Source organism: Nonomuraea sp. LP-02 (assembly GCF_036289125.1).
In the GTDB taxonomy this organism is placed as follows: Bacteria; Actinomycetota; Actinomycetes; order Streptosporangiales; family Streptosporangiaceae; genus Nonomuraea; species Nonomuraea bangladeshensis.
Genome location: NZ_JAXCLK010000001.1, coordinates 1 through 24,854, shown reverse-complemented (window position 1 = coordinate 24,854; position 24,854 = coordinate 1). Strand labels below are relative to the sequence as shown.

At 72.3% G+C, this 24,854-nt stretch carries 24 protein-coding genes; 17 read left to right on the top strand and 7 right to left on the bottom strand.

Annotated features, from left to right (window positions below):
- Window positions 1-241: 241 nt before the first annotated feature.
- The 3 genes from aceE (at window position 242) to SMD20_RS00110 (ending at window position 5,443) form a co-directional block, all read left to right on the top strand.
- Entirely contained in the window at window positions 242-2,989 is a 2,748-nt protein-coding gene (aceE, locus tag SMD20_RS00120; RefSeq protein WP_442942422.1) for a pyruvate dehydrogenase (acetyl-transferring), homodimeric type, read from the top strand.
- Window positions 2,990-3,163: 174 nt separating this feature from the next.
- A complete protein-coding gene (locus SMD20_RS00115) occupies window positions 3,164-4,669 on the top strand; it encodes an alpha/beta hydrolase (RefSeq protein ID WP_329573571.1) in 1,506 nt (501 codons plus the stop codon).
- Between the two features lie 9 nt (window positions 4,670-4,678).
- Window positions 4,679-5,443: a maleylpyruvate isomerase family mycothiol-dependent enzyme gene (locus SMD20_RS00110; RefSeq protein ID WP_329573569.1), complete on the top strand. Its 765-nt coding sequence runs from the start codon at window positions 4,679-4,681 to the stop codon at window positions 5,441-5,443.
- Between the two features lie 301 nt (window positions 5,444-5,744).
- Here SMD20_RS00110 and SMD20_RS00105 read toward each other — a convergent pair whose 3' ends face one another.
- Both SMD20_RS00105 and SMD20_RS00100 read right to left on the bottom strand, forming a co-directional pair.
- The gene (locus tag SMD20_RS00105; RefSeq protein WP_329573568.1) at window positions 5,745-6,107 is read right to left on the bottom strand and encodes a VOC family protein; all 363 of its coding nucleotides are present in this window, start codon (window positions 6,105-6,107) and stop codon (window positions 5,745-5,747) included.
- Window positions 6,108-6,204: 97 nt separating this feature from the next.
- Window positions 6,205-6,933 (bottom strand): helix-turn-helix transcriptional regulator, encoded by a 729-nt coding sequence (locus tag SMD20_RS00100; protein ID WP_329573566.1) that lies wholly within the window; start codon window positions 6,931-6,933, stop codon window positions 6,205-6,207.
- Between the two features lie 255 nt (window positions 6,934-7,188).
- On the opposite strand from SMD20_RS00100, the gene SMD20_RS00095 reads away from it, so the two are divergent.
- Window positions 7,189-7,482, top strand: a complete 294-nt coding sequence (locus tag SMD20_RS00095) for a hypothetical protein (protein ID WP_329573564.1) — start codon at window positions 7,189-7,191, stop codon at window positions 7,480-7,482.
- Here SMD20_RS00095 and SMD20_RS00090 read toward each other — a convergent pair.
- Window positions 7,472-8,515 (bottom strand): PHP domain-containing protein, encoded by a 1,044-nt coding sequence (locus tag SMD20_RS00090; RefSeq protein WP_329573562.1) that lies wholly within the window; start codon window positions 8,513-8,515, stop codon window positions 7,472-7,474. The two genes, SMD20_RS00095 and SMD20_RS00090, sit on opposite strands and share 11 nt — an antisense overlap.
- Window positions 8,516-8,705: 190 nt before the next feature.
- Between SMD20_RS00090 and SMD20_RS00085 the strand changes: the two genes are divergently transcribed.
- From SMD20_RS00085 to SMD20_RS00045, 9 genes are all read left to right on the top strand, one after another.
- Window positions 8,706-9,011, top strand: coding sequence for a hypothetical protein (locus SMD20_RS00085; RefSeq protein ID WP_329573560.1), 306 nt, complete (start codon window positions 8,706-8,708; stop codon window positions 9,009-9,011).
- Between the two features lie 3 nt (window positions 9,012-9,014).
- Window positions 9,015-10,160, top strand: coding sequence for a glutathionylspermidine synthase family protein (locus SMD20_RS00080; RefSeq protein WP_329573558.1), 1,146 nt, complete (start codon window positions 9,015-9,017; stop codon window positions 10,158-10,160).
- A 32-nt stretch (window positions 10,161-10,192) separates the two neighbouring features.
- Window positions 10,193-10,624 (top strand): DUF350 domain-containing protein, encoded by a 432-nt coding sequence (locus SMD20_RS00075; RefSeq protein ID WP_329573556.1) that lies wholly within the window; start codon window positions 10,193-10,195, stop codon window positions 10,622-10,624.
- Window positions 10,625-10,745: 121 nt separating this feature from the next.
- Entirely contained in the window at window positions 10,746-11,870 is a 1,125-nt protein-coding gene (locus SMD20_RS00070) for a PucR family transcriptional regulator (RefSeq protein ID WP_329592371.1), read from the top strand.
- Between the two features lie 103 nt (window positions 11,871-11,973).
- Window positions 11,974-12,870: an ACP S-malonyltransferase gene (locus SMD20_RS00065; RefSeq protein WP_329573554.1), complete on the top strand. Its 897-nt coding sequence runs from the start codon at window positions 11,974-11,976 to the stop codon at window positions 12,868-12,870.
- Window positions 12,867-13,823: a beta-ketoacyl-ACP synthase III gene (locus SMD20_RS00060; RefSeq protein ID WP_329573553.1), complete on the top strand. Its 957-nt coding sequence runs from the start codon at window positions 12,867-12,869 to the stop codon at window positions 13,821-13,823. The genes SMD20_RS00065 and SMD20_RS00060 overlap by 4 nt, the downstream gene beginning before the upstream one ends.
- 74 nt (window positions 13,824-13,897) lie before the next feature.
- On the top strand, window positions 13,898-14,137 hold the full coding sequence (locus tag SMD20_RS00055; protein WP_091092160.1) for an acyl carrier protein: 240 nt from the start codon (window positions 13,898-13,900) through the stop codon (window positions 14,135-14,137).
- A 45-nt stretch (window positions 14,138-14,182) separates the two neighbouring features.
- Window positions 14,183-15,415: a beta-ketoacyl-ACP synthase II gene (fabF, locus tag SMD20_RS00050; protein WP_329573548.1), complete on the top strand. Its 1,233-nt coding sequence runs from the start codon at window positions 14,183-14,185 to the stop codon at window positions 15,413-15,415.
- The gene (locus SMD20_RS00045; protein WP_329573546.1) at window positions 15,416-16,840 is read left to right on the top strand and encodes an acyl-CoA carboxylase subunit beta; all 1,425 of its coding nucleotides are present in this window, start codon (window positions 15,416-15,418) and stop codon (window positions 16,838-16,840) included.
- 154 nt (window positions 16,841-16,994) lie between these two features.
- Here SMD20_RS00045 and SMD20_RS00040 read toward each other — a convergent pair whose 3' ends face one another.
- Window positions 16,995-17,489: a DUF3145 domain-containing protein gene (locus SMD20_RS00040; RefSeq protein WP_329573544.1), complete on the bottom strand. Its 495-nt coding sequence runs from the start codon at window positions 17,487-17,489 to the stop codon at window positions 16,995-16,997.
- Window positions 17,490-17,665: 176 nt separating this feature from the next.
- On the opposite strand from SMD20_RS00040, the gene SMD20_RS00035 reads away from it, so the two are divergent.
- The 4 genes from SMD20_RS00035 to SMD20_RS00020 all read left to right on the top strand — a co-directional run bounded on the left by SMD20_RS00035 (window position 17,666) and on the right by SMD20_RS00020 (window position 22,322).
- A complete protein-coding gene (locus SMD20_RS00035) occupies window positions 17,666-18,679 on the top strand; it encodes a S8 family peptidase (RefSeq protein ID WP_329573542.1) in 1,014 nt (337 codons plus the stop codon).
- Window positions 18,680-18,752: 73 nt separating this feature from the next.
- Window positions 18,753-19,292 (top strand): RNA polymerase sigma factor, encoded by a 540-nt coding sequence (locus tag SMD20_RS00030; protein ID WP_329573540.1) that lies wholly within the window; start codon window positions 18,753-18,755, stop codon window positions 19,290-19,292.
- Window positions 19,289-19,741 (top strand): hypothetical protein, encoded by a 453-nt coding sequence (locus tag SMD20_RS00025; RefSeq protein ID WP_329573538.1) that lies wholly within the window; start codon window positions 19,289-19,291, stop codon window positions 19,739-19,741. Before SMD20_RS00030 ends, SMD20_RS00025 begins: the two co-directional genes overlap by 4 nt.
- 76 nt (window positions 19,742-19,817) lie before the next feature.
- The gene (locus SMD20_RS00020; RefSeq protein ID WP_329573537.1) at window positions 19,818-22,322 is read left to right on the top strand and encodes a CHAT domain-containing protein; all 2,505 of its coding nucleotides are present in this window, start codon (window positions 19,818-19,820) and stop codon (window positions 22,320-22,322) included.
- A gap of 1 nt (window position 22,323) precedes the next feature.
- Here the strand turns inward: SMD20_RS00020 and SMD20_RS00015 are convergent, their stop codons facing one another.
- The 3 genes from SMD20_RS00015 to SMD20_RS00005 are packed head-to-tail and all read right to left on the bottom strand — an operon-like array spanning window position 22,324 to window position 24,854.
- Window positions 22,324-22,851: an AAA family ATPase gene (locus SMD20_RS00015; protein ID WP_329573536.1), complete on the bottom strand. Its 528-nt coding sequence runs from the start codon at window positions 22,849-22,851 to the stop codon at window positions 22,324-22,326.
- A gap of 60 nt (window positions 22,852-22,911) precedes the next feature.
- A complete protein-coding gene (locus SMD20_RS00010) occupies window positions 22,912-23,733 on the bottom strand; it encodes a sulfurtransferase (protein ID WP_329573534.1) in 822 nt (273 codons plus the stop codon).
- Window positions 23,730-24,854: an alkaline phosphatase family protein gene (locus tag SMD20_RS00005; protein ID WP_329573533.1), complete on the bottom strand. Its 1,125-nt coding sequence runs from the start codon at window positions 24,852-24,854 to the stop codon at window positions 23,730-23,732. The genes SMD20_RS00010 and SMD20_RS00005 overlap by 4 nt, the downstream gene beginning before the upstream one ends.

The window sequence follows — 24,854 nt, the reverse complement described above, 5'->3', positions numbered from 1 at the left end:
GTGGAGCAGGACCGGGACACGCGAGCGAAATTTCGTTCATTTTGCTGTCTTGTTAAAATGCTCCCGGGATGTAACCTTTGACTGCGAATCGTCCTACCATCGGTGGTCTAGGCCATCGAAGAGGTCCCTGCCAGCAGGGACACGCTGGTTACCGGTCAGTAGAGATGCGTTTTCTACGGCTAGAGACCAGGATGGAAGACGACCAGACCAGACATCAGTCATTCTCGGAAGGCGAGACCCAGTGGCTTCCGGACGCCAGCGTTTCTCGATCATCAGCGACGGCCTACCCAGCCAGCTGCCTGATGTCGACCCCAGTGAGACCAACGAGTGGCTCGAGTCTCTCGACAACGTCGTCAAGACCGAAGGCCGCACCAGAGCCCGCTACCTGATGCTGCGCATGCTGGAGCGGGCCCGCGAGCACCAGGTCGGCGTGCCGGGCCTGCGGAGCACCGACTACATCAACACGATCCCGCCGGAGCGCGAGCCCTGGTTCCCGGGTGACGAGCACGTCGAGCGCCGCATCCGCGCCTACATCCGCTGGAACGCGGCGGTCATGGTGTCCCGGGCCAACGCCCGCACCAACGTCGGCGGTCACATCGCGACCTACGCCTCCGCCGCGTCGCTCTACGAGGTGGGCTTCAACCACTTCTTCCGCGGCAAGGACCACGGCGAGTCGGGCGACCAGGTCTTCTTCCAGGGCCACGCCGCGCCGGGCATCTACGCCCGCGCCTACCTGGAGGGCCGGCTCAACGAGGCGCAGCTCGACGCGTTCCGCCAGGAGCTCTCGCACGGTTTCCACGGGCTGCCCTCCTACCCGCACCCGCGGCTGATGCCCGACTTCTGGGAGTTCCCGACCGTCTCCATGGGCCTCGGCCCGATCGGCGCGATCTACCAGGCGCGGTTCAACCGCTACCTGCTCAACCGCCAGATCAAGGACACCAGCCGCAGCCACGTATGGGCCTTCCTCGGCGACGGCGAGATGGACGAGCCCGAGTCGCTCGGCGCCATCGGCGTGGCCGCCCGCGAGGAGCTGGACAACCTCACCTTCGTCATCAACTGCAACCTGCAGCGGCTCGACGGCCCCGTACGCGGCAACGGCAAGATCATCCAGGAGCTGGAGTCCTACTTCCGCGGCGCCGGCTGGAACGTCATCAAGGTCGTCTGGGGCCGCGACTGGGACCCGCTGCTCGCCGCCGACGTCGACGGCGTGCTGGTCAACCAGATGAACACCACGCCCGACGGGCAGTTCCAGACCTACTCGGTCGAGTCGGGCGCCTACATCCGCGAGCACTTCTTCGCCTCCGACCCGCGCCTGCGCAAGATGGTCGAGCACCTGTCCGACGACGACATCCGCAAGCTGTCGCGCGGCGGCCACGACTACCGCAAGGTCTACGCGGCCTTCAAGGCGGCCCGCGAGCACGTCGGCCAGCCGACCGTGATCCTCGCCCAGACCATCAAGGGCTGGACCCTCGGCAAGGACTTCGAGGCGCGCAACGCCACGCACCAGATGAAGAAGCTCACCAAGGCCGAGCTCAAGGAGTTCAGGGACCGGCTCTACCTGCCGATCCCCGACTCGGCGCTGGAAGGCGACCTGCCGCCCTACTTCCACCCGGGCGAGAACGACGCCGAGATCCAGTACATGAAGGAGCGCCGGGCGGCGCTCGGCGGCGTGCTGCCCAAGCGGGTGCAGCGGGCCAAGCCGATCAAGCTGCCGGGCGACGAGGTCTACAAGTCCTTCGGCAAGGGCTCGGGCAAGCAGCAGGTGGCCACCACCATGGCGTTCGTCCGCCTGCTCAAGGACCTCATGCGCGACAAGGAGATCGGCCACCGGTTCGTGCCGATCATCCCCGACGAGGCGCGTACGTTCGGCATGGACGCCATGTTCCCGTCGGCGAAGATCTACTCGCCGCACGGCCAGACGTACGAGGCCGTCGACAGGGAGCTGCTGCTGTCGTACAAGGAGGCCGTGCAGGGCCAGATCCTGCACGAGGGCATCAGCGAGTCGGGCTCGATGGCCTCGACGATCGCCGCCGGCACCTCCTACGCCACGCACGGCGAGCACATGATCCCGATCTACATCTTCTACTCGATGTTCGGCTGGCAGCGGACCGGCGACCAGATGTGGCAGATGGCCGACCAGATGACGCGCGGCTTCCTGCTGGGCGCCACGGCCGGCCGCACCACGCTCAACGGTGAGGGCCTGCAGCACGAGGACGGCCACACGCCGCTCATCGCCTCCACCAACCCGGCCGCGATCTCCTACGACCCGTCCTGGGCGTTCGAGGTGGCCCACATCGTCAAGGACGGCCTGCGTCGCATGTACGGCGACCAGCCGGAGGACGTCTTCTACTACCTGACCGTCTACAACGAGCCCTACCTGCAGCCCGCCGAGCCGGCGAATCTCGACGTGCAGGCCCTGCTCAAGGGCCTCTACAAGTTCGCCGACGGGCCGCAGACGCAGGGCCCGAAGGCCAACATCCTGTGCTCGGGCGTCGCGGGCCCGTGGGCGATGGAGGCGCAGCGCCTGCTCGCCGAGGACTGGGGCGTCTCCGCCGACGTGTGGTCGGCCACGTCCTGGTCGGAGCTGCGCCGCGAGGCGCTGGCCTGCGAGGAGCACAACCTGCTCAACCCGGAGGCCGAGCAGCGCGTCCCCTACGTCACGCAGGCGCTGTCCGGCGCCCAGGGGCCGTTCGTGGGCGTCAGCGACTACATGAAGGCCGTCCAGGACCAGATCGCGCAGTGGGTGCCGGGTGACTGGTCCTCGCTGGGCACCGACGGGTTCGGCCTGTCCGACACGCGCTCGGCGCTGCGCCGCCACTTCCACGTGGACGCGGCCTCGATCACGCTGGCGGTGCTGACCCAGCTCGTACGCCGCAAGGAGCTCGACGGCGAGGTGCTGCGCGAGGCCATCGCCCGCTACCACCTCAAGAACGGCGTCACCGAGGCCGGCGGCGCGGAGAGCAACGACACCCAGTCGATGGGCGTCTGACACATCCATCAGGGACGCTCCCGCGAATGTCCTCGCGGGAGCGTCCCCATGTTCGGGGGACGGACGGGTGAGGCGGCGCGTTAGGAGGGGTACGGGCCGCCTCACCCACGTTTGGTGCGAGGTCGCGTATTGTGGGCACTCTTCCCCCGGAGTAGACGAGGGGAAGTTTGTGCCATGCGAGGTGTCCTAGCCGTCGCCCTGCTCGTCGGGGCCGCCGGTTGTTCCGCCATTCCGGCCGAGCCCGCCGCACAGTCCGTCCCAGGGCCCAAAGTCGGCGCCGACCAGGTCGAATGGGGCCCGTGCACCGACATCAAGCGCCCTGACGGCGAGCCGCCGGCCCGTCAGGACAGCTCGGTGCGGTGCGGCAAGCTCGCGGTGCCGCTCGACTACGACAAGCCCGGCGGCGAGAAGATCGAGCTGGCGCTGATCAAGATGCCGGCCACCGGGCAGCGGCTCGGTTCGATGGTGTTCAACTTCGGCGGCCCCGGAGCCTCGGGGGTGGACACGCTGGACCAGGCGGGCAAGGTCCTCGCGCCGCTGCGCACCCGCTACGACCTGGTCAGCTTCGACCCGCGCGGGGTCGAGCGCAGCTCCGGCGTGAGGTGCGGCAACGGCGCCGAGATGGACCGGTTCACCGCCCTCGACACGCTGCCGCCCGACGATCGGACGCACCGCGAGGGCGAGCAGATGAACAAGCAGTTCGCCGCGCTGTGCCAGAAGAACTCCGGCAAGATCCTGCCCTACGTCGGCACCGTGAACGCCGCCCGCGACATGGACCGCATCCGCGCCGCCGTCGGCGACCCGAAGCTCAACTACGTCGGCATGTCGTACGGCACCCAGCTCGGCGCCGTCTACGCCACCCTGTTCCCCAAGAACGTGGGCCGCATGGTGCTGGACGCGCCGCTCGACCCGACGATCACCTTCGAGCAGCGCACGGTCGCCCAGACGCGCGGTTTCCAGCACGCCTACGACAGCTTCCTGAAGGCGTGCGTGAAGGACGGCTCGTGCGCGGTCGGCAAGGACGTCGCGACGGCCAACACCAACGTCGAGAACTTGATGAACGAGCTGACCGCCAAGCCCATCAAGGTCAAGGACCGCGAGCTCACCCAGGGGCTCGCCTCGACGGGCGTGGCGGCCGCGCTGTACTCCGAGCTGACCTGGCCGTTCCTGGAGCAGGCGCTCGGCGAGGCGCTCCAGGGCCACGGCGAGGCGCTGCTCTACCTGGCCGACACCTACACCGGGCGGTCCACGGACGGCAGCTACTCGACGCAGATGACCAGTTTCCCGGCCATCACCTGCGTGGACACCGCCGAACGGCCGAGCGAGGCCGAGCTGCGGCGCACCGAGCAGCAGGCGCTGCAGATCTCGCCGCTGTTCGGCAGCGAGGGCTCCGGCGGACTGTGCCGGGTGTGGCCGGTCAAGGGCAGCGACCAGGCGCGGCACGTGGACGCGACCGGCTCCGCGCCGATCGTGGTGATCGGCGGCAAGGGCGATCCGGCCACGCCGTACGAGTGGGCGCCCAAGCTGACGGCCCAGCTCAAGACGGCGACGCTGGTGACGTACGAGGGCGAGGGGCACGGCGCCTACCTGTCGGGCAGCAAGTGCGTCCGGGCGCTCGTCGACACTTACCTCATCAACGGAAAAGTGCCGCAGAAGGGCGCCACCTGCCCGGCGGCCTAGTCTGGTGCGGTGAACTACGAGCCGCTGATCGAGCAGGAGACCGAACGCCTGGCGGAGCTCGCCGGTGACCTGTCCGCGCCCGTGCCCTCCTGTCCGGGGTGGACGATGGGCGAGCTGGTCACGCACGTCGGCCAGACGCACCGCTGGGCGGTGCACGTGCTGCGCGACCGGGTGCAGGAGCGCATCTGGTCGCGCCAGGTGCCGAGCGGGCTGCCCGAGGGGCGCGGCGGGGACGCCGGATGGCTGCGGGCCGGTGCGGCCGAGCTGGTGCGCACGCTGCGTGAGACCGACCCGGACACGCCGGTCTGGACCTGGGGCCCCGACCGGCGGGCGGCCTGGTGGCCGCGGCGGATGGCGTATGAGCTGGTCGTGCACCGGGTCGACGCCGAGCTCGCGCTCGGCGTCGACCCGGTGGTCCCGGCGGCGACCGCCGCGGACGGCATCGAGGAGTTCCTGCACAACCTGCCGTCCGCGGTGTGGGTCACCCGGCGGCTGGCGGAGCTCGGCGTGGAAGGGGCCACGATCCACCTCCACGCCACCGGCCCCTCCGACGCCGCACCCGTCCCCGGGGGCGTCCGGGGCGAGTGGACGATCACGCAGGGCCCCGGCGGGCGCGTCGAGTGGACGCGCGGCCACGCCAAGGGCGACGTCGGCGTGCGGGGCCCCGCTGCGGACCTGTTGCTGCTGCTCTACGGCCGCCGCTCGCCGGAGGCCCTCACGCTCCACGGTGACCACGCCCTCCTGACCCGCTGGCTCACTGCCGCGGCCTTCTGACCCCGGCCCTGCCGGCCCGGGGCCGTCGGATGCACCGGGCTGCCTGGGACCGTCGAAGGCCCTGCCGGCCCGGTCCGGCGAAGGCCCGGGCTGCCTGGGACCGTCGATGGCCCGGACTGCCCGGGTCAGGGCCCTGGACGCGCCGCCGCTCGGCGATCGGCGGCGTGTCCAGGGCGCGGGGTGACTCCGCGCCGCCCGCGAACCCCTCGTCGTGAGCCCTGAGAGGTAGGGCGGGCACGCGCGGCCCCGTGGCGGCCGGGATCGGCGGGGAAGGTGCTTCCCCCGGCCCGCGCACGGGTCATCACCTGCGGTGGAAGATCCCGAAAAGGCTGCCCGAGGTGTCCTGGAGGTAGGCGAAGTCGGTGCCCGCGCCGTCGCCGACGACCTTGGTGATCACCTTGCCGCCGAGCGCCTCGGTGCGTGCGCAGGTCTCCTCGACGTCGGCCACCTGGACGTGGAAGACCGCGTGGTCGGGGAACTCTCCCTTGGTGTTGAAGAGCCCGCCCGCCGGCTCCCCGCCGCCCGCATAGCCGATCATGCGGTAGTCCATCGGCCCGCCGCCGTCGCCGGCGGCGAACGTCCAGCCGAACAGACCTCCGTAGAACCGCTGGGCGCCTTCGGGGTCGCCGGTCGCGACCTCGAACCAGGTCACCGTGTTGTCCATCGCCATCTCCCTCTTTCTCGAACAAGACAACGATGCATCCGTTGAGCGACAACCCTATGTCGGTGTTTCCTCTTGACTTTTCGAACATCTGAATGGCCTAGTCGAGAAGCGTGCCGTGCACGATCATCTCCGGGACGTCGGTGGCGAAGCCCTCCAGCGGCCGGTCGGGGCAGCGCTCGGCGGTGACGGTCGCGGCGGCGATGCGGTCGAGCCTGAAGACGCGTACGTCGTCGCGGAGCCGGCACCAGGCCACGAGATACCAGAAGCCGCCGCGCCCGCCGAGGAAGACGCCGGGCTCGACGTCGCGCGAGGTGAGCGCGCCCTTGGCGTCGGCGTAGTCGAGGCGCAGCACCCGCCGCCGCAGCAGCGCCTCCTCGATGGCGCGCGAGACGTGCTCGGCGCCGAGCGGCCGGGACTCCTCGCCGTCCTCGCCCGGACGGCGGACGAGCTGCACCCGGCGGGCCAGCTCACGGGCCAGCTCGCCCTCCGGCCCCGGCATGGCGGAGACGACCTTGCGTAAGGCGCTGTGGGCGTGGCGGCCGAACGGCTGCTCGCCCGCCTGGCTGAGCGCCACCGCGATGGCCACGGCCTCGGCCGGGCTGAAGTTGAGCGGGGGGAGGGACATCTTCTTGTCGATGGCGTAGCCGCCCTTGCGGCCCGGCTCGGCGTAGATGGGGACGCCCGACTCCTGGAGCGCCGTGATGTCGCGCTCGATCGTGCGTACGCTGACCTCGAACCGCTCGGCGAGCGCGCGGGCGGAGCGGCAGCGGGGCGCGATGGCGCGCAGGTCCTCGACGAGCGCGTACAGCCGGTCGGTACGATTCACAGCCGTGACGCTACGTGCCGCCACCGACAATCGCGGCCCGCGGCGCTCCCCCGCCACAGCCTCCTGTCCGCCCGGCCACGACATTGTCACCGCGCCGGCCACCGTTTCCGGTCCAAGGAGGTGCTTCCCGGGGCGCCCGGCTTTCCCATCGAGCAAAATCGCGCGAACCTGACGACCCTTACCTCCGGGCCGAAGGGTGACATCTCGATAACGCCGAGTTACCACCGGGCCGCGAGAAGGAGTAGCGTCCAGGCCATGCGCCTGAGAACGATTTTCATCGCTGTCCTGGCCGGCTGCGCGACGCTCGTCCCGGCGGTTCCCTCCGCCGCCGCGGCGGCCCGCGGCACCGCTCCCTCCTGCGTCGCCCGCATCGCCGACGAGCAGCCGCACGGCCTGATCGTGTGGGTGCGCAACGGCTGCGGCAAGACCATGCGGGTCAAGGTCATCATGGACTGGGCCCGCGACACCGACTGCGTCACGCTGGCCGACGGGCGCTCGCGCGAGTGGACGTACAAGACCGGGTCCTACAACCGCACGGTCACCTGCTGAGCCGTTCGGGGCGGGCGCGGGTCCAGTCGAGCAGCCGCTCCAGCGGCCAGGTGTTCACGATGCGCCCGGCCTCGATCCCGCATCTGGCCGCCCGCTCGCAGCCGTACCGCTGCCAGTCGAGCTGGCCGGGCGCGTGCGCGTCGGAGTCGATCGCGAACAGACAGCCCATCTCGTACGCCAGCCGCATCAGCCGCTTGGGCGGGTCGAGCCGGTCGGGCCGGGAGTTGATCTCGACCGCCACCCCGAACCTGCGGCACGCCTCGAAGACCAGCTCCGCCTCGAACTCCGACTCCGGCCGCTTCACACCCCGCTCGCCGCCGGCCCGCACCACCCGCCCGGTGCAGTGCCCGAGCACGTCCACCCGGGGGTCGGCGACGGCGGTCACCATGCGGCGGGTCATCTCCTCACCGTCCATGCGCAGCTTGGAGTGCACGCTCGCGACCACCACGTCGAGCCGGTCCAGCAGCTCGGGCTCCTGGTCGAGCGAGCCGTCGAGGTTGACGTCCACCTCGATGCCGGTGAGGATCCTGAACGGCGCGAGCCGTTCGTTGAGCGCGGCCACCACGTCGAGCTGGCGCTCCAGCCGCTCGGCCGACAGCCCCTTGGCGACGGTGAGGCGCGGCGAGTGGTCGGTCAGCGCCCAATATTCATGCCCGAGCGAGCGCGCCGCCTCGGCCATCTCCTCGATCGGCGAGCCGCCGTCGGACCAGTCGGAGTGGCTGTGCAGGTCGCCCTTGAGCGCGTCCCGCAGCGCCGAGGTCTCGGCGTCCAGCTCCACGCCCTCAGTGGCCCGCATACGCCGCAAATACGTCGGAACCTGGCCGTCGAGACTTTCGTTGATCACCAGTGCGGTGACCTTCCCGATGCCGGGCAGGTCGCCGAGCCCGCCGTCGCGGGCCAACCGCAGCAGCTCCTCCTCGGGCAGCTCGGCGACGACCGCGGCGGCACGGCGGAAGGCACGCACACGGTACGTCGGCTCACCGGCGCGTTCGAGCAGGAAGGCGATCTCGCGCAACGCCTCGACCGGGTTCATGTGTCCCTTCTACCCCACGACCTCGGGCGGGGCGCGTTCATGGATTGATCGCGGCCGAGAGCCACCGGTAGGCTGATCGGCCACTGAAAGCAGGAGCTACATGGCAAAACCGCCGCAAAACAGTTCGAAGCCGCCGCAGGACCGGAAGTCATCCAAAGTCGTTCAGCTCACCATCCTCGGCGTCATCTCCGTGGTCCTCGTCGGTTACTGCGCCGCCACCGCGGACGACGACGAGGTCACCGCCGACTGCGTGGTGCAGCTCGCCGACGGCACGTACGAGGTCGTGGACGACGACTACTGCGACGACGACGACGGCCACATGCACTACTACGGCGGATCGCGCGGGGCGTACATGTGGTACTACGGCGGCACCCGCACCGGCAACAAGATCCGGGGCGGCACCACCTACCGGCCCACCGACGTGGACATCTCCTCCCGCAGCGGCAAGTCCATCCAGCGCGGCGGGTTCGGCAAGAGCTGGAGCGGCGGGAGCTGAGGCATGCGTCGCGAGCACAGCACTCCCAGGGACGGCTGGGAGAAGACGATCGAGGGGCAGGGCCTGGCCTACCACCGCGCCGCCCACCCCACGGGCCTCACCCGCCCCTACTGGGACGAGTCGGTGCACTACATCTTCTCGATGGAGGAGATCGAGGCCCTGGAGGAGCAGGTCGAGGAGCTGCACGGCATGTGCCTGCGCGCCGTCGAGCACGTGGTGAGCACCGGCCGCTTCGCCGACTTCGCCGTGCCCGAGTGGGCGTGGGAGGAGGTCGCGCGCTCGTGGGAGCGGCGTGACCCGCACCTGTACGGCCGCTTCGACCTGCGCTACGACGGCACCGGCCCGGCCAAGCTGCTGGAGTACAACGCCGACACGCCCACCTCGCTGGTGGAGGCGTCGGTCGTGCAGTGGTTCTGGCTGCAGGACGTCCACCCCGGCGACGACCAGTGGAACTCGCTGCACGAACGGCTCATCGACCGCTGGCGCGCGCTGCGGCTGCCGCCCGGCCCGGTGCACTTCGCGTTCACCAACGCCGACGAGACGGGCGAGGAGGCCATGACGGTCGCCTACCTGCAGGAGACCGCCGAGCAGGCCGGGCACGCGACGATCTCGGTCGCCATGGAGGACATCGGCTGGGACGGCCTCGAACGTCGCTTCGTGGACGCCGGCGACCAGGTGATCCGCTCGGCGTTCAAGCTCTATCCGTGGGAGTGGATGCTCTCGGACGACTTCGGCCGCCATGCCGTGCGCCACGCCACCTGGATCGAGCCGCTGTGGAAGGCGCTGCTGTCCAACAAGGCGCTGCTCGCCGTGCTGTGGGAGCTCCATCCCGGGCATCCCTCGCTGCTGCCCGCCTACCTCGACGGGCCGCGCGAGCTCACCTCGTACATCTCCAAGCCGCTGCTCGGCAGGGAGGGCGCCTCCATGAGGATCGTCACCCCCGGGGGCACACAGGAGACGCCCGGCCGCTACGGCCGCGAGGGCTACGTCCATCAGGGCTTCGAGGCGCTGCCGGAGTTCGGCGGCCAGCGCCCGGTGCTCGGCGCCTGGGTGGTCGCCGACGAGGCCGCCGGGCTCGGCATCAGGGAGAGCACGGGTCTGATCACCGACGACACCTCCTCCTTCGTCCCGCACCGCATCGCCGACTGACATCCCCCCGAAGAACGAACCAAGGAACAGACGTGACCCTTCTGGAAACCCTCGCCCGCGGCTCCGGTGCCGTCGCCTCGTACGCCGCCGTGGGCGTGCTGCTCATGATCGTGGGCTTCTACGTGATCGACTGGGCCACGCCGGGCAAGCTGAGCGAGATCATCCGCACCGAGCGCAACCCCAACGCCACCCTGCTGGCCTCCTCCGCCATGGCGGCGGTCGGCCTGATCGTGGCCGCCTCCATCTGGGCCTCCGGCGGGCGGCTCGCCGAAGGACTGGCGGGCACGGCGGTGTTCGGCCTGGTCGGCATCGTGGTGCAGACCGTGGCGATGCTGGTCTTCGACCGGATCGTCGGCATCTCCGTACGCGACCTGGTCCAGGAGCCCGAGCTGCAGCCGGGCGCGCGGCTGCTGGCGGTGACGCACGTGGCGATCGGCCTGATCACCGCGGTCGCGGTGATCTGAGCACGGGGTCCGGCCGGCCGCGCGGACCGGGCGGCGTCGCGTTCATCGCGAGCCACCTGGCACTCTAGAGTGCGTGACAGACCGGACCCGGGAGGACACCACACGTAGGCTCGAGCGAGCCATGGGCTCGCTCGGCACCGCGGCGCAGGCCCGCATGGACGAGCAGCTTCCCTGGTTCCGCGCGCTCAGCGCCGAGGACCGCTCCTGGGTGGGGCTCGTCGCGCAGGCCGGCATCGCGGCGTTCGTCGAGTGGTTCTCGAGCGCCGGGGAGGACCGGCCGACGCCCAGCATCGAGTTCTTCGGCACCGCTCCGCGCGAGCTCAAGCGCTCGATCTCGCTGCAGCAGACCGTCGACATCGTGCGCGTCGTGGTCGAGGTCGTCGAGGCGCAGACCCACGAGCTGGCCGCGCCGGGCGGCGAGGACCAGCTCCAGCAGGCCATGCTGCGCTACACCCGCGACGTGGCCTTCGCCGCCGCGCACGTCTACGCCCGCGAGGCCGAGGCGCGCGGCTCCTGGGACGCCCGGCTGGAGGCGCTGATCGTGGACGCCCTGGTCCGGGGCGAGGTCGACGACGGGCTCCACTCCTGGGCCGCGGCGCTCGGCTGGACCTCCTCCCCCGTGGTCGTCATCGCCGGCCACGCCCCCGAGGGCGACCCCCGCGCGGTCATCGACGGGCTGCGCGAACGTGGCCGCCGCATCGGCATGGACCTGCTGGCCGGAGTGCAGGCCGACCGGCTCGTCGTGATCGTCGGCGGGGCCGACGACGTCAACGCCGCGGCCAAGCAGGTCGTGTCCCGCTTCGGCATGGGGCCCATCGTGATCGGCCCCGAGGTGCCCGACCTGCACGCCGCCCCCCGGTCCGCGCGGGCCGCGCTGGCCGGGCTGAAGGCCTCCGCGGGCTGGCCCGACGCGCCCCGGCCGGCGCACGCCGAGGACCTGCTGGCCGAGCGGGCGCTCGACGGCGACGAGGACGCCAGGGAGCAGCTCATCGAGAACGTCTACCTGCCGCTGGCCGGCACGCCGCTGCTCGACACGCTGGCGACCTACCTGGAGCAGGGCACGTCGCTGGAGGCGACCGCGCGGCTGCTCTTCGTCCATCCCAACACCGTGCGCTACCGGCTGAAGAAGATCACCGAGCTGACCGGCTACCAGCCCACGGAGGGCCGCTCGGCCTTCACGCTCCAGGTCGGCCTGATCCTCGGCAGGCTCGCGGAAGCGGCCGTTACATGGCGACCCCTAACGTAATCGACCCGAAATCCTCACTGTGGGGTTCCTACAAATAAGCCTGGACAAAGTTCGTATGGATCTCCAGCCGCGTGTCGAACCTCTACAGGGCATGGTGGAATGCGTGCTTGTACTCGTCGCTCCGGGCCAAGGTGCCCAAACTCCAGGCTTCCTCACTCCCTGGCTCGAGCTGCCCGGTCTGGCCGACCGGCTCGGCGCCTGGTCGGAGGTCGCCGGGATCGACCTGATCGCCTATGGCACGACCGCCGGCGCCGACGAGATCCGTGACACGGCCGTCGCCCAGCCGCTGCTCGTGGCCGCCGCGCTGGCCTCGGCCGAGGCCCTGGGCGTGCAGCCCGACGTGCTCGCCGGCCACAGCGTGGGCGAGTTCGCCGCGGCCGCGCTGGCCGGGGTGCTCACGGCCGAGCAGGCGCTCTCCCTCGTACGCGAGCGGGCCCAGGCCATGGCCAAGGCCGCGGCGATCACCGAGACCGGCATGACCGCCGTGCTCGGCGGCGCCGAGGACGAGGTCCTGGCCGCCATCGACAGGCACGGGCTCACGCCCGCCAACATCAACGGCGCCGGCCAGATCGTCGCCGGGGGCACGCTGGAGCAGCTCGCGGCCTTCGCCGAGGACGCTCCGGCCCGCGCCCGGCTGCGCCCCCTGTCCGTGGCGGGCGCCTTCCACACCCGGCACATGGCGACGGCCGTGGAGAGCCTGCGGGCCGCCGCCGAGGGCCTCACACCCGCCGACCCGCGGGTGACCCTGCTGTCCAACGCCGACGGCCAGCCGGTGGCCGCCGGCGCCGAGTTCGTCGAACGACTGGTCAAGCAGGTCAGCAGCCCCGTCCGGTGGGACGCCTGCATGGAGACCATGGCCGGGCTCGGCGTCACCCGGATGATCGAGTTGCTGCCCGGCGGCACGCTGACCGGCCTCGCCAAGCGCGGGCTGCGCGGCGTCGAGACCGTGGCACTGAAGACACCAGACGACCTCGAAGCGGCCAGGGAGCTGATCAAGTGAGGATTCCCGACATCGCCCCCGGCGCCCGGGTGCTGGCGCTCGGCCATTACCAGCCGGCCAACGTCGTCACCAACGACGACCTCGCCAAGAACATGGACACCAACGACGAGTGGATCCAGTCCCGCGTCGGCATCAAGGAGCGCAGGGTCGCCGCCGCGGGCGAGTCGGTCGAGGACATGGCCGCCATCGCGGGCGGCAAGGCGCTCGCCGCGAGCGGGCTGTCGCCCGACGACGTCGACCTGGTGATCGTCGCCACCTGCACGCTGGAGACGCAGATCCCCAACGCCGCGGCCATCGTGGCGCACCGCCTCGGCATCAAGTCGCCGGGCGCGTTCGACGTCAACGCCGCCTGCGCGGGCTTCTGCTACGCGCTCGCCACCGCCAGCGCCGCCGTACGCGGTGGTTCGGCCAGGAACGTGCTGGTCATCGGGAGCGAGAAGCTGTCGCAGTGGGTCGACTGGACCGACCGCTCCACCGCCGTGATCTTCGCGGACGGCGCGGGCGCCGCGGTCGTCGGCCCCGCCGAGACCCCCGGCATCGGCCCCGTCGTCTGGGGCAGCGCCGGCGACAAGTCCGAGGCCATCCAGATCCAGGACCGCACGACCTTCCTCCAGCAGGAGGGGCAGACGGTCTTCCGCTGGGCCACCACCACGCTGCACCCGGTGGCTCTGGAGGCCTGCGAGCGGGCGGGCGTCGACCCGTCCGAGCTGTCAGCCTTCGTCCCCCATCAGGCCAACCTGCGCATCATCGAGGCGATCGCCCGTAAGCTGGGCGCCGAGAAGGCTGCGGTGGCGCGCGACATCGTCACCGCCGGCAACACCTCGGCCGCCTCCATCCCGCTCGCGCTCTCGCGCATGCTGGAGCGCGGCGAGGTGCAGTCCGGCGGGCTGGCACTCGTGCTGGGCTTCGGCGCGGGGCTCACGTACGCGGGCCAAGTGATCGAGATCCCGTAGGATCCCGCCCGCACCACTCTCTTGCGCGGTCCACGACCGTGCGGATCCAAGAAAAACCAAAGGAGAACAACGACATGGCTGCCAACGAGCAGGACATCCTTGCGGGCCTCGGCAAGATCATCAACGAGATCACCGGCATTCCGGCCTCCGAGGTGACCCCCGAGAAGAGCTTCGTGGACGACCTCGACATCGACTCCCTGTCCATGGTCGAGATCGCCGTGGCCGCCCAGGACGAGTTCGGCGTCGAGATCCCCGACGACCAGCTCAAGAACCTGAAGACGGTCAAGGACGTCCTCAACTTCATCCAGGGCTGAAAACCACCGCAGTACACAACTGATCACCAGCAAGGAGCGCGAAACGTGAGTGCGAACCGGGTACGTGTCGTCGTCACCGGGCTTGGCGCGACGACGCCCGTCGGTGGAGACGTCACCTCGACCTGGGCGGCGCTCCTCGCCGGTCAGTCGGGTGTCGAGACCCTCGCCGCGGACTGGATCGACACCGTCCCCGTGAAGTTCGCGGGGACGGCCGCCGTCGATCCGGCCGAGGTGCTGCCCCGGCCCGAGGCCCGCAGGCTCGACCGCAGCGAGCAGTTCGCGTTGGTGGCCGCACGGGAGGCCTGGCAGGACGCCGGCGCCCCCGAGGTGGCTCCCGAGCGGCTGGGCGTGGTGGTCTCCAGCGGCATCGGCGGCATCACCACCACGCTCAACGCCTACGACACCTACCGTGAGCGGGGCTGGAACCGTCTGTCGCCGTTCACCGTGCCCATGCTCATGCCCAATGGCCCGGCCGCCTGGATCGGCCTCGACCTGGGCGCTCAGGCGGGCGTGCACGCCACCGTCTCGGCGTGCGCCTCCGGCGCCGAGGCCATCGGCAGCGCCATGGACATGATCAGGGCCGGCCGCGCCGACGTCGTGGTGGCCGGCGGCACCGAGGCCGCCATCCACGGGCTCAACATCGCGGCCTTCGCCGCCGCGCGGGCCATGTCCACCCGCAACGACGACCCGGCGGGCGCGTCCCGCCCGTGGGACCGCGACCGCGACGGGTTCGTGCTCGGCGAGGGCGCCGGCATCATCGTGCTGGAGTCCGAGGAGCACGCCAAGGCGCGCGGCGCGCGCATCTACGCCTACTGCGCGGGCGTCGGCTACTCCGCCGACGCGCACCACATCACCCAGCCCGAGCCCGAGGGCCGGGGCATCATCATGGCGATGACCCAGGCGCTCAACAACGCGGGCGTCTCCGGTCAGGACATCAAGCACGTCAACGCGCACGCCACCTCGACCCCCGCCGGCGACGTCGGCGAGGTCAAGGCGATCGCCAAGGCGATCGGCACGCACCCACTGGTCACCTCGACCAAGTCCATGACCGGGCACCTGCTGGGCGGCGCCGGCGGCATCGAGTCCGTCTTCACCATCAAGGCGCTGCAGGACCGGATCGTCCCCGCCACCATCAACCTGCACAACCTCGACGACGGCATCGAGGTGGATCTCGTCCACGGCGAGAATCGCAAGCTGCCCGAAGGCGACATCGCCGCAGTGAACAACTCGTTCGGCTTCGGCGGGCACAACGTGTCCGTCGTGTTCAAGGGGGCTTAAATGACCGTGCTCGACAACGGGGTGGTGACGCCCGGCTCCGAACAGGAGCCCGCCGATCCCCGTGACCCACTCGTCCGCCTGTCGGCCCTGCTCGACGAGGGCTCGCTGCGGCTGATCACCCCGGAGGACAAGAGCGGCGTCCTCGCCGCCATGGGCCGCGTCGAAGGCGTGCCCGTCGTCTCCTTCTGCAGTGACGCCCGCTTCCAGGGCGGCGCGATGGGCAGCGAAGGCTGCGAGCACATCGTCCACGCCTACGACGTCGCCGTACGCGAGCGGGTGCCGGTCATCGGCATCTGGCACTCCGGCGGCGCGCGCCTCACCGAGGGCGTCGAGTCGCTGCACGCGGTCGGCAGGGTCTTCGCCGCCATGACCAAGGCGTCCGGGGTCGTCCCGCAGATCTCCGTGGTCGTCGGCCCCGCCGCGGGCGGCGCCGCCTACGGCCCGGCACTCACCGACCTGGTCATCCTGGCCGACACCGGCCGCATCTTCGTCACCGGTCCCGACGTCGTCCGCAGCGTCACCGGCGAGAACGTCGACGCCGCCGCCCTCGGCGGCCCCGAGCCGCACAGCAAGCGCAGCGGCGTCGTGCACGTCGTCACCAAGACCGAGACCGACGCCTACGTCAAGGCGCGCCAGCTCGCCACGCTCCTCGGCCACCAGGGGCGGGTGCGCGCGGGAGAAATCGAGGAAGTGGACTTCTCCACGCTGCTGCCGGAGTCCGCGCGACGGGCCTACGACGTCAAGCCGCTCGTCAACGGCCTGCTCGACGAGCCCGGCATCGAGCTGCACCCCAAGTGGGCACCGAACATCGTCACCTCGCTCGGCCGCCTCGGGGGCCGGACCGTCGGCGTCATCGCCAACAACCCGATGCGGCTCGGCGGCTGCCTCGACGCCACGTCCGCCGAGAAGGCCGCCCGGTTCGTACGCATGTGTGACGCGTTCGGCGTGCCGTTGGTTGTCCTGGTGGACGTTCCCGGTTACCTGCCGGGCGTCGGGCAGGAGCACGACGGCGTCGTACGCCGCGGAGCCAAGCTCCTGCACGCCTTCGCCGAGGCCTCGGTGCCGCGGGTCACGCTCGTCACGCGCAAGGCGTACGGCGGGGCCTACATCGCGATGAACTCCCGCGCCCTGGGCGCCACCAAGGTCTTCGCCTGGCCCACGACCGAGGTCGCGGTCATGGGGCCCGTGGCGGCGGTGCGCATTCTCAAGCGGCGCGAGCTGGCCGCCGCGCCCGAGGAGGAGCGGGCGGCGCTGGAGGAGCGGCTGGCCGAGGAGCACCAGAAGCTGGCCGGCGGGCTCGAACGCGCTCAGCAGCTCGGGGTCATCGACGAGGTGATCAGCCCCGGGGAGACGCGCGGCGCCATCGCCAAGGTCCTCGCCCAGGCCACCCCCGCCCGGGGCGCCCACGGCAACATCCCCCTGTAACACCGGCTTCTCCGAAAGGCCCCGCACTCGCCCTCTTCCTGCGGCGAGCGCGGGGCCTTTCTGCGTCATGGGCGGCGGACACCGCACAGCCCAAAAGGCCCCGCACCGGCGATCGGTGGGGGCCTTTTTGCGGGGGAGGTCGTGTGGGCGCCGGTCAGACGGCGGCGTGCAGCCAGCGGACGGGAGCGCCGTCCCCGGCGTACCGGAAGGGCTCCAGCTCCTCGTCCCACGGCCGGCCGAGCAGCTTGTCGAGCTCCTCCTCCAGCACGCAGCGCCCCTGAGCGGCCAGCATCATCGCGGCCCTGAGCCGGTCCTCGGGGACCATGATGTCGCCGTTGACCCCGATGACCGCCGTGAAGGCGCCCAGGGTCGGCGTGTAGCAGTGCCGGGACCCGTCCACGCCCGGCGAGGCGTCCTCGGTGATCTCGAACCTGAGCCGCTGCCAGCCCATGAGCGAGGAGGCGATGGCGGCCGCGATGCCGGGCCTGCCCTCCCACTCGGCCTGCGCCCGTACGACGTTGGGCGCGGCGGGCTGCGGCGTCCACGTCAGGTCTACGGGCACGCCAAGGACACCCGCGACCGCCCATTCGATATGAGGGCACAGCGCGGGCTGAGCCGAGTGGACGTAAAGGACGCCACGTGCAGTCACCGGACCTCCCGTTCGGTACGAGGTGCGCCTTCCCCAACGGCCTCGTACATAGGGATGATCACAAGTGACTAGGGAGAGACTACCGTCGGTCGCCACCCGGCACCAGTGGGGGGCCATACCAAGTTGGTGCGGGAGTGTCGCGTGACACCTGGTGCGGGCGGGAAACATACGTCGCCATGAACTTCCAATCTGTCGGCGAGTCGCTCATCCGGCCAGGTCAGCTGCTGGGCGACCGGAGCACATTGTCCGCCGTCGCCCGCTGGACCCAGGCCTTCTCCGAGGCGGACGGGGTCTGTGTCGCGCACCTGGCTCCCGGGGTGGACCCCTGCGAGCTCGCCTCCGAGCTGCACGCCAGGGGCCTGCGGGCCTCCCCCAACCACGTGTTCCGCGGCCAGCCGCTGTTCTTCGGGGGCCCGGCGTCGCGGCCGTTCCCGGTGGAGCCGATCCCGTACCGGCAGGTCAGGAACCGTTCCGCGGCGACGGTGGCGGTGCTCGACACGGGCGTGGCCAAGCATCCGTGGTGGTCGGGCACGGAGTGGTTCGCCCGCGTGGGCCCGGAGGACGCCGACGCGGCCGAGGGGCAGCAGGCGGGGCACGGGACGTTCATCGCGGGCCTGCTGGCGCGCCTGGCGCCCGGCGTGTCGCTGCGCGTGCGGCGGGTGCTGGACAGCGACGGCATCGGCGACGAGGCGAGCGTGATCCGCGCGCTGCACCGCCTGCGTGAGGACCCGCCCGACGTGATCAACCTGTCCTTCGGCGGCCACACCTTCGACGACCGGCTGCCGCCCCTGCTGAACGACGCGATCGCGGCGCTGAGCGACACCGTGACGGTGGCCTGCGCCGGCAACACCGCCTCCGACCGCCCGTTCTGGCCGGCGGCGCTGCCCGCCGTGGTCGGCGTGGCGGCGCTGGAGGCGACGGGGCGGCGGCGGGCCGCCTACTCCGGGTACGGCACGTGGGTGGACGCCTGCGCGCGCGGCGACTGGCTGGAGAGCAGCTATCTGGACCTCGGGGAGTTCGGCGGGTTCGCGACGTGGAGCGGCACGTCGTTCGCCGCGGCGCTGGTGTCGGGGACGATCGCGGCCGGGGCCGTCGCCGAGCCGGCCAAGGAGGTGGTGCGGCGGCTGCTCGACGGGGATGACGCCCGGCAAATTCCCGATCTGGGAGTTGTCGTTCCGGCGAGTCTGTAGAGTTTACGCTCAGTCCACGTTCGATCACGGGGAGGAATGATCCCCTCCCCGTCCCTGACGTGAGGGAGTCCTCGTGCACCCCCAGCGCGCCCCAGCGGAGCTGCTGCGAGCCGCCGCCGACGGCGACCGGTCGGCGTGGGACGCGCTCGAGGCCGAGTTCGGCCCGCTCATGTGGGCGGTGGCCCGCGCGAGCGGGCTCGGCCCCGCCGACGCGGCCGACGTGGTGCAGGGCGGCTGGCTGCGGCTGCTGCAGCGCCTGGAGGACATCAGGGAGCCCGAGCGGCTGGGCGCGTGGCTGGCCACGGTCGTGCGCCGCGAGGCGCTGCAGATCCTGCGCGAGGGCAGCCGTCCGGGCGTCCACGTCCTGGCGGTGGTCGAGGAGCCCGAGCCCGGCGCGGCCGTCCTCGGCGACGACGACAGGCAGTTGCTCTGGAAGGCGGTCTCCACCATGCACGAGCCCTGCCGCACGCTGCTCCAGCTGGTCGCGATCGACCTCGGGAGCCGGCAGACCGCCGCCCGGCTCGGGATGCCGATCGGCAGCGTCGGCCCCACCCGGGCCCGCTGCCTGGAAAAACTGCGCACTCTGATCTCATCTCAGGAGATGGCGCAATGATCGACGACGAATACTTCCTGGCCGCGCTCCGGCTGGCCGCGGGCACGGACCCGCCCCCGGCCCACGTGACCGCCGCCGCGCGCGAGGTCTACGGCCTGCGCGTCGCGGGCTCGCTGACCGCCGCCCCGGTGGCCGAGGCGATGCTCGCCGGCGCGGGGGCGCGGGGCGACGACGGCTCGCACCTGGTGCGGTTCGTCTCCGACGGGCTGACGTTCGACCTGGAGGTGACGGTCGGCGACGGGCTCATCGACGTGGCCGGGCAGGTGCTCCCCTGCCCGGGGGAGGACACGCTCGTCGACGTACGCACCCCGCACCTGACGTTGTCCCGGCGGGTCAGCCGCAACGGCTGCTTCGCGGCCACCGGGCTGCCTCCGGGCTGGCTCAGCGTGGTCTGCCATCGGCCGGGGCACGCGCCCGTACAGACCCGCTGGGTGCGCATCCGACCGTGATCCGCCCGGCCACCTCGATCCGCAGCCCCGACGGGAGGGGCATGTCCGCAGCCGACCGTTCCCCTCAGGGCCGGCCATGAGCGACGCCCCCTGTCTTCTCGTCGAGGCGGCCGAGGCCGCCATGCTGCGGTCGCTGGTCGATCCCGAGCACGCCCTGCGCGCCGCCGGCGCGGTGCTCGCCGCCGCCCGCCGGTCCGGCGCCCACGAGGCCGAGGCCGTGGCGCTGCGGGCCATGGCGCTGGCCGACCGCGAGCTGGGCGACCTCGACAGCGCCGAGCACCACCTGCGGGCCGCGATCGCCGTGCCGGGCGCGCCGCGCGAGCGGGTGGCGCAGGCGCGGCTGTCGCTGGTCACCGTACGCACCGAGCTCGGCCACCCGCTCCAGGCCCTCCGCGTGGCCGCCCTGGCCTGGGCCTACCTGCGCCCGCTCGACCGGGCCAAGCTCGACACCCAGCGCGCGGTCGCGCTCGCCCACCTGGGCCGCCACCAGGAGGCCATCGCCTCCTGCGACCGGGCGCTGCGCGCCCTGGTGCACGCCCCCGGCACCGTGGACGACCGCAGGTTCCTCGCCGGCGGGCTGCTCAACCGGGGCCTGGTCCGCTGCTGGCGGGGCGAGTGGGAGGCCGCCATGCGCGACCTCACCGCCTGCCTGGAGATCTCCCAGCACGCGGGCCTGCGCCACCTCGCCCGGCTCTCGGCCGCCAACCTGCCCTTCCTCTCCGTACGCCGGGGCGACATCGCCGGCGCCTTCCACTACTACCGCGAGGCCGAGGACACGCTGTTCGGCTATCCGGAGCGCCTCGCGACCATGCGGGCCGACTTCGCCGGCGCCCTGCTGGCGGCTCACCTGCCCGGCGAGGCCAGGGCGATGCTCAACCTGGCCGTGCCCGACCTGGAGTCGTGCGGGGCACGGGTGGCGCTCGCCGAGGCGCGGCTGAAACTGGCCCAGGTCGAGCTGCTCACCGGCGACCCGCACCGGGCGCTGCAGGTCGGCGAGCAGGCGGCGGAGGAGCTGGCCGGGCAGGAACGCACCTCGTGGCTGCCGCTGGCCAGAGAGGTCGTGCTGCGCTCGCGCCTCGCCCTCGGGCCCGTCACGCCCGAGCTGGTGTCCGGCCTGATCGCCTGCGCCGACGAGCTGGAGGACGGCCTCGCCCAGCTCCCCGGAGCGGCGGCGCTCCGGCTCACGGCGGCCGAGGCGGCGCTCGCGGTCGACGACCACCCCGCGGCCTCGGCGCAGCTCGCCCGCCTGACCCGGCACGCGGCCGTGGACGAGCGTCCCGACGAGCCGTACTCCGGCGGGCGGCTGGCCGGCGAGTGGCAGGTGCCCGCGCCGGTGCGGCAGCACGCGCTGGCGCTGGAGGCGGCGCTGCGCGAGGACGTGCCCGGCGCCTTCCGCGCGGTACGCGAAGGGCTGACCGAGATCGGCGAGGGCGTGGAGTGCTTCGACGACCCGTCGCTGCGGGCCCACGCGGCGCGGGCCGGGGAGCGGCTGGCGGCGTTCGGGCTCTCGCTGGCGGTGCGGGACGGCCGGCCGGACGACGTGTTCGAGTGGGCCGAGCGGTGGCGGGCCGTCACGGCGCCCGCGCACGGCTCCCCGGCGATCGATCCGGAACGGGTGCGCGCGGAGCTGGGCTCGGGCGCCCTGGTGGAGTTCGTGATCGACGGCGAGTCGCTGCTCGCGGTGCTGGTCGGCGGGGATCGGGTGCTGCTGCGCTGGCTGGGCGGGGTGCGGGCGGTCGAGGAGGCGGTCGTACGGCTGCGCTACGCGCTGCGGCGGCACGGCGAGCGGCGCGACTGGTCCGGGTCCGCGGGCCCGGACGGCGGGCACGATCTGGAGGTCGCGGCGCAGGAGGTGGACCGGCTGCTGTTCCGGCCGCTCGACGCCGAGCTGGCCGACGGGCCGCTGGTGGTGGTGCCGGTCGGAGCCCTGCACACGCTGCCCTGGGGCGCGCTGCCCAGCCTGCGCGGACGTCCGGTCGGCGTGGCGGCCAGCGCCGCCGGCTGGCTGCGGGCGCGGGCGCGGCACGACCGGCGCGGCGAGGACGTGCCCCGGGTCGCCGCGGCGGCGGGGCCCGGGCTGACGCACGCGCACGCCGAGGTGGCGCACGTCCTGGCCTGCCATCGCGTCGCCGCCGAGATCCCCGCGCGCGGCGGCCGCGTACTCGACGCCCTCGGCGAGGTGGACGTGCTGCACCTGGCCGCGCACGGCGTCTTCCACGCCCGCAGCCCCCTGATGTCCGGCATCACCCTGGACGACGGGCTGCTGATGGCCTACGACCTGCTGACGCTGGATCGGGCGCCGGAGCTGGTGGTGCTGTCGGCGTGCAACTCCGGCATGTCCCGTGCGCCGGTCGAGGGGGCGCCGCTCGGGCTGCCGGGGACGTTCCTGGCACAGGGGACGTCGTGCGTGATCGCCGGGATGGTGCCGGTGCAGGACGAGGCGGCGCGGGCGGTGATGAGCGCCTTCCACGAGCTCGTCGCGGCCGGGCAGCCGCCGGACGCGGCCCTGGCCGCCGCCGCGGCCAAGACCGGCGTGTACGAGTTCACCTGCTTCGGCGCGGGCGACCGGCCGCTCTACTGACTCAGCCTTTGACGGCCTCCGCGATCCGCAGGGCGACCTGGGCGGGCGTGAGGTGCGTGGTGTCGACGACCTCGGCCTCGGCGTGCAGCCACGTGCGGGCCGCCTCGGCGTAGGGCTCAAGGTATCTGAGACGGAACGGGGAGGGGACGGGGGCGAGAACAGTGTCCCCCTCGATGCGCCCGCGGAGGGTGTCCTGGTCGGCGTGGAGGACGAAGTGCCGTACCGGGATGTCGTACCGGGCGAGGCCGGCGCTGATCTCGCGCCAGTACTCCTCGACCAGGACGGTCATGGGCATCACCAGCGTGCCGCCGGTGTAGTCGAGCACGCGGCGGGCGGTCTCGACCACGAGCGGCCGCCACGGCGGCCAGTGCTGGAAGTTGTCCGTCGCGGGCAGCCCCGGCGTGATGTCCATGAGCGTCTCGCCGACCTTCTCGGCGTTGAACACCTGTGAGTCCGGGATCAGTCGCTGCACGAGTGCACTGGTCGTCGTCTTGCCCGCGCCGTGGGTGCCGTTGATCCAGATGATCATGAGATCCGATGCTAGCGCTGTGCGGCCCCCGGAGACGGACGCCGAGAAGCGGCCCCGGCGTCAGCCGCCGGTCGCGACCGGGCGGGCGGGGTCGGTCACCCAGTGGGACCAGGAGCCGACGTAGAGGGCGGCGGGCAGCCCGGCCAGCTCCAACGCCAGCACCTCGTGCGCCGCCGTCACCCCGGAGCCGCAGTAGGCGCCGGCCGGCACGCCCTCCCCCGCCCCGAGCGCGGCGAAGCGGGCCCGCAGCGCCGCGGGGTCGAGGAACCTGCCGTCGGGGCCGACGTTCTCGGTGGTGGGCGCGCTCACCGCGCCCGGGATGTGCCCGGCCACCGGATCGACCGGCTCGGCCTCGCCCCTGAACCGCTCCCCCGCCCTCGCGTCGAGCAGCACGCCGCCGGTGGCCAGCGCCCCGGCCTCGTCCGCGGACAGGACCGGCATGCCGCCGGGCCGGGCGGTGAAGTCGCCCTCGGCGACGCCGGGGGCTTCCTTGGTGAGCGGCAGGCCCGCGGCCGTCCAGGCGGGCAGGCCGCCGTCGAGCACGCGTACGTCCTGGTGGCCGAAGTAGCGCAGCGCCCACCAGGCGCGGGCGGCGGAGGTGGAGCCGGCGTCGTCGTAGACGACGACCGGCCGACCGTCGCGCACGCCGAGGCGGCGCATCGCGGCCTGGAACGCCTCCGCATCGGGCAGCGGGTGGCGGCCGCCACCACCAGGGGGCGCGGCGAGGTCGTGGTCGAGGTCGCAGAAGACCGCGCCCGGCAGGTGGCCCTCGCGGTAGAGCTCGACGCCCGGCGGGCCGCCGAGCCGCCAGCGGACGTCCAGCAACGTCACGTCATGGCCGAGCGCCGCGAGGTCGGCGGCGATGATCAGCGGGCCCGTCACGGGCGTACCTCCAGAAGCGGGACGTTCTGCTCGGCGGCGGTCATCGAGCCGTGGTAGCCGGTGAACAGCGCCTCGACGGGGTGGCGGGAAGGGGCGATGATGGCCAGGCCGTCGTGCGGGACCGCCACGACGTCGCCGATGCGCTCCAGCCACTCCTCGCGTACGCGGGGCCCGAACCAGCCGGAGTCCACCGCCTCCTGGCGCGAGACCACCCACGCCTTGCCGTGGAAGGTCTCGGCCCACGCCTCCAGGACGTGGCGGGCGGCGCCCGGCTCGGTGTAGACGTGCCTGGCCCGCGCCTCGCCGCCGAGCAGCGCGACGCCCTCCATCAGCTCGGGGACCTGCTCGGCGTCGACCTTCTCGGTGGCGTTGACCATGCCGTGGTCGGCGGTGACGTAGAGGGCGGAGCCGGGCGGCAGGCCCTCGGCCAGCCGGGCGGCCATGTCGTCCACGACGGCGAGCTGGCGCAGCCATTCGTCGCTGCCCCAGCCCACCATGTGGCCGGCGGCGTCGAGGTCGCCGTAGTAGACGGTGACGTGGGCGTGGGGCTCGCGCATGGCCTCGTGCACGCGGGCGATCCGCTCGTCGACGGTGTCGGCCGCGAGGTAGCGGACGCCGCGGTAGACGGCCCTGGTAAGGCCGGTGCCCTCGAACTCGGCGGGGGCCACGTAGCTCGGCCGGACGCCGGCCTCGGCGGCCCGCTGGTAGACGGTCTTGGCGGGCTGCCACTGCTCGGGGTCCATGCTCAGGCCGCCAGGAAGGCTCCAGCGCAGGCAGTTGAACAGCTGGCCGGTGCCGGGGACGGCGAGGGTCAGGCCCAGCATGCCGTGCTCGCCGGGGGTCATGCCGGTGCCGAGCGAGCACAGGCTCGTGACGGTGGTGGCGGGGAATCCGGCCGTGAGCGTGCGGGCGGTCAGGGAGGACAGGAACGGGGCGGCCTCGGGGTGAGCGCGCAGCAGGTCGGCGCCCAGACCGTCGACGAGGAACAGGCAGACGCTGTCGGCGGGCGCCAGAGTCAGGCCGGCGTTCTCATGACGGGCGGACTCGGGGACTCCCAAGGCGGCCAGCAGAGCGCCGGGCAGGTCGGCCAGCGACCCCCCGCCGTAGCCTGGCAGCAGCAT

Bases quoted from the DNA above. Each gene is read 5' to 3' on its own strand.
- SMD20_RS00070 (WP_329592371.1), top strand. From the start codon at position 10,746: ATGGGCTCGCTCGGCACCGCGGCGCAGGCCCGCATGGACGAGCAGCTT.
- SMD20_RS00015 (WP_329573536.1), bottom strand. From the start codon at position 22,851: ATGATCATCTGGATCAACGGCACCCACGGCGCGGGCAAGACGACGACC.
- SMD20_RS00020 (WP_329573537.1), top strand. From the start codon at position 19,818: ATGAGCGACGCCCCCTGTCTTCTCGTCGAGGCGGCCGAGGCCGCCATG.
- SMD20_RS00115 (WP_329573571.1), top strand. From the start codon at position 3,164: ATGCGAGGTGTCCTAGCCGTCGCCCTGCTCGTCGGGGCCGCCGGTTGT.
- SMD20_RS00105 (WP_329573568.1), bottom strand. From the start codon at position 6,107: ATGGACAACACGGTGACCTGGTTCGAGGTCGCGACCGGCGACCCCGAA.
- SMD20_RS00005 (WP_329573533.1), bottom strand. From the start codon at position 24,854: ATGCTGCTGCCAGGCTACGGCGGGGGGTCGCTGGCCGACCTGCCCGGC.
- SMD20_RS00090 (WP_329573562.1), bottom strand. From the start codon at position 8,515: ATGAACCCGGTCGAGGCGTTGCGCGAGATCGCCTTCCTGCTCGAACGC.
- SMD20_RS00025 (WP_329573538.1), top strand. From the start codon at position 19,289: ATGATCGACGACGAATACTTCCTGGCCGCGCTCCGGCTGGCCGCGGGC.
- SMD20_RS00055 (WP_091092160.1), top strand. From the start codon at position 13,898: ATGGCTGCCAACGAGCAGGACATCCTTGCGGGCCTCGGCAAGATCATC.
- SMD20_RS00035 (WP_329573542.1), top strand. From the start codon at position 17,666: ATGAACTTCCAATCTGTCGGCGAGTCGCTCATCCGGCCAGGTCAGCTG.
- SMD20_RS00080 (WP_329573558.1), top strand. From the start codon at position 9,015: ATGCGTCGCGAGCACAGCACTCCCAGGGACGGCTGGGAGAAGACGATC.
- SMD20_RS00045 (WP_329573546.1), top strand. From the start codon at position 15,416: ATGACCGTGCTCGACAACGGGGTGGTGACGCCCGGCTCCGAACAGGAG.
- SMD20_RS00095 (WP_329573564.1), top strand. From the start codon at position 7,189: ATGCGCCTGAGAACGATTTTCATCGCTGTCCTGGCCGGCTGCGCGACG.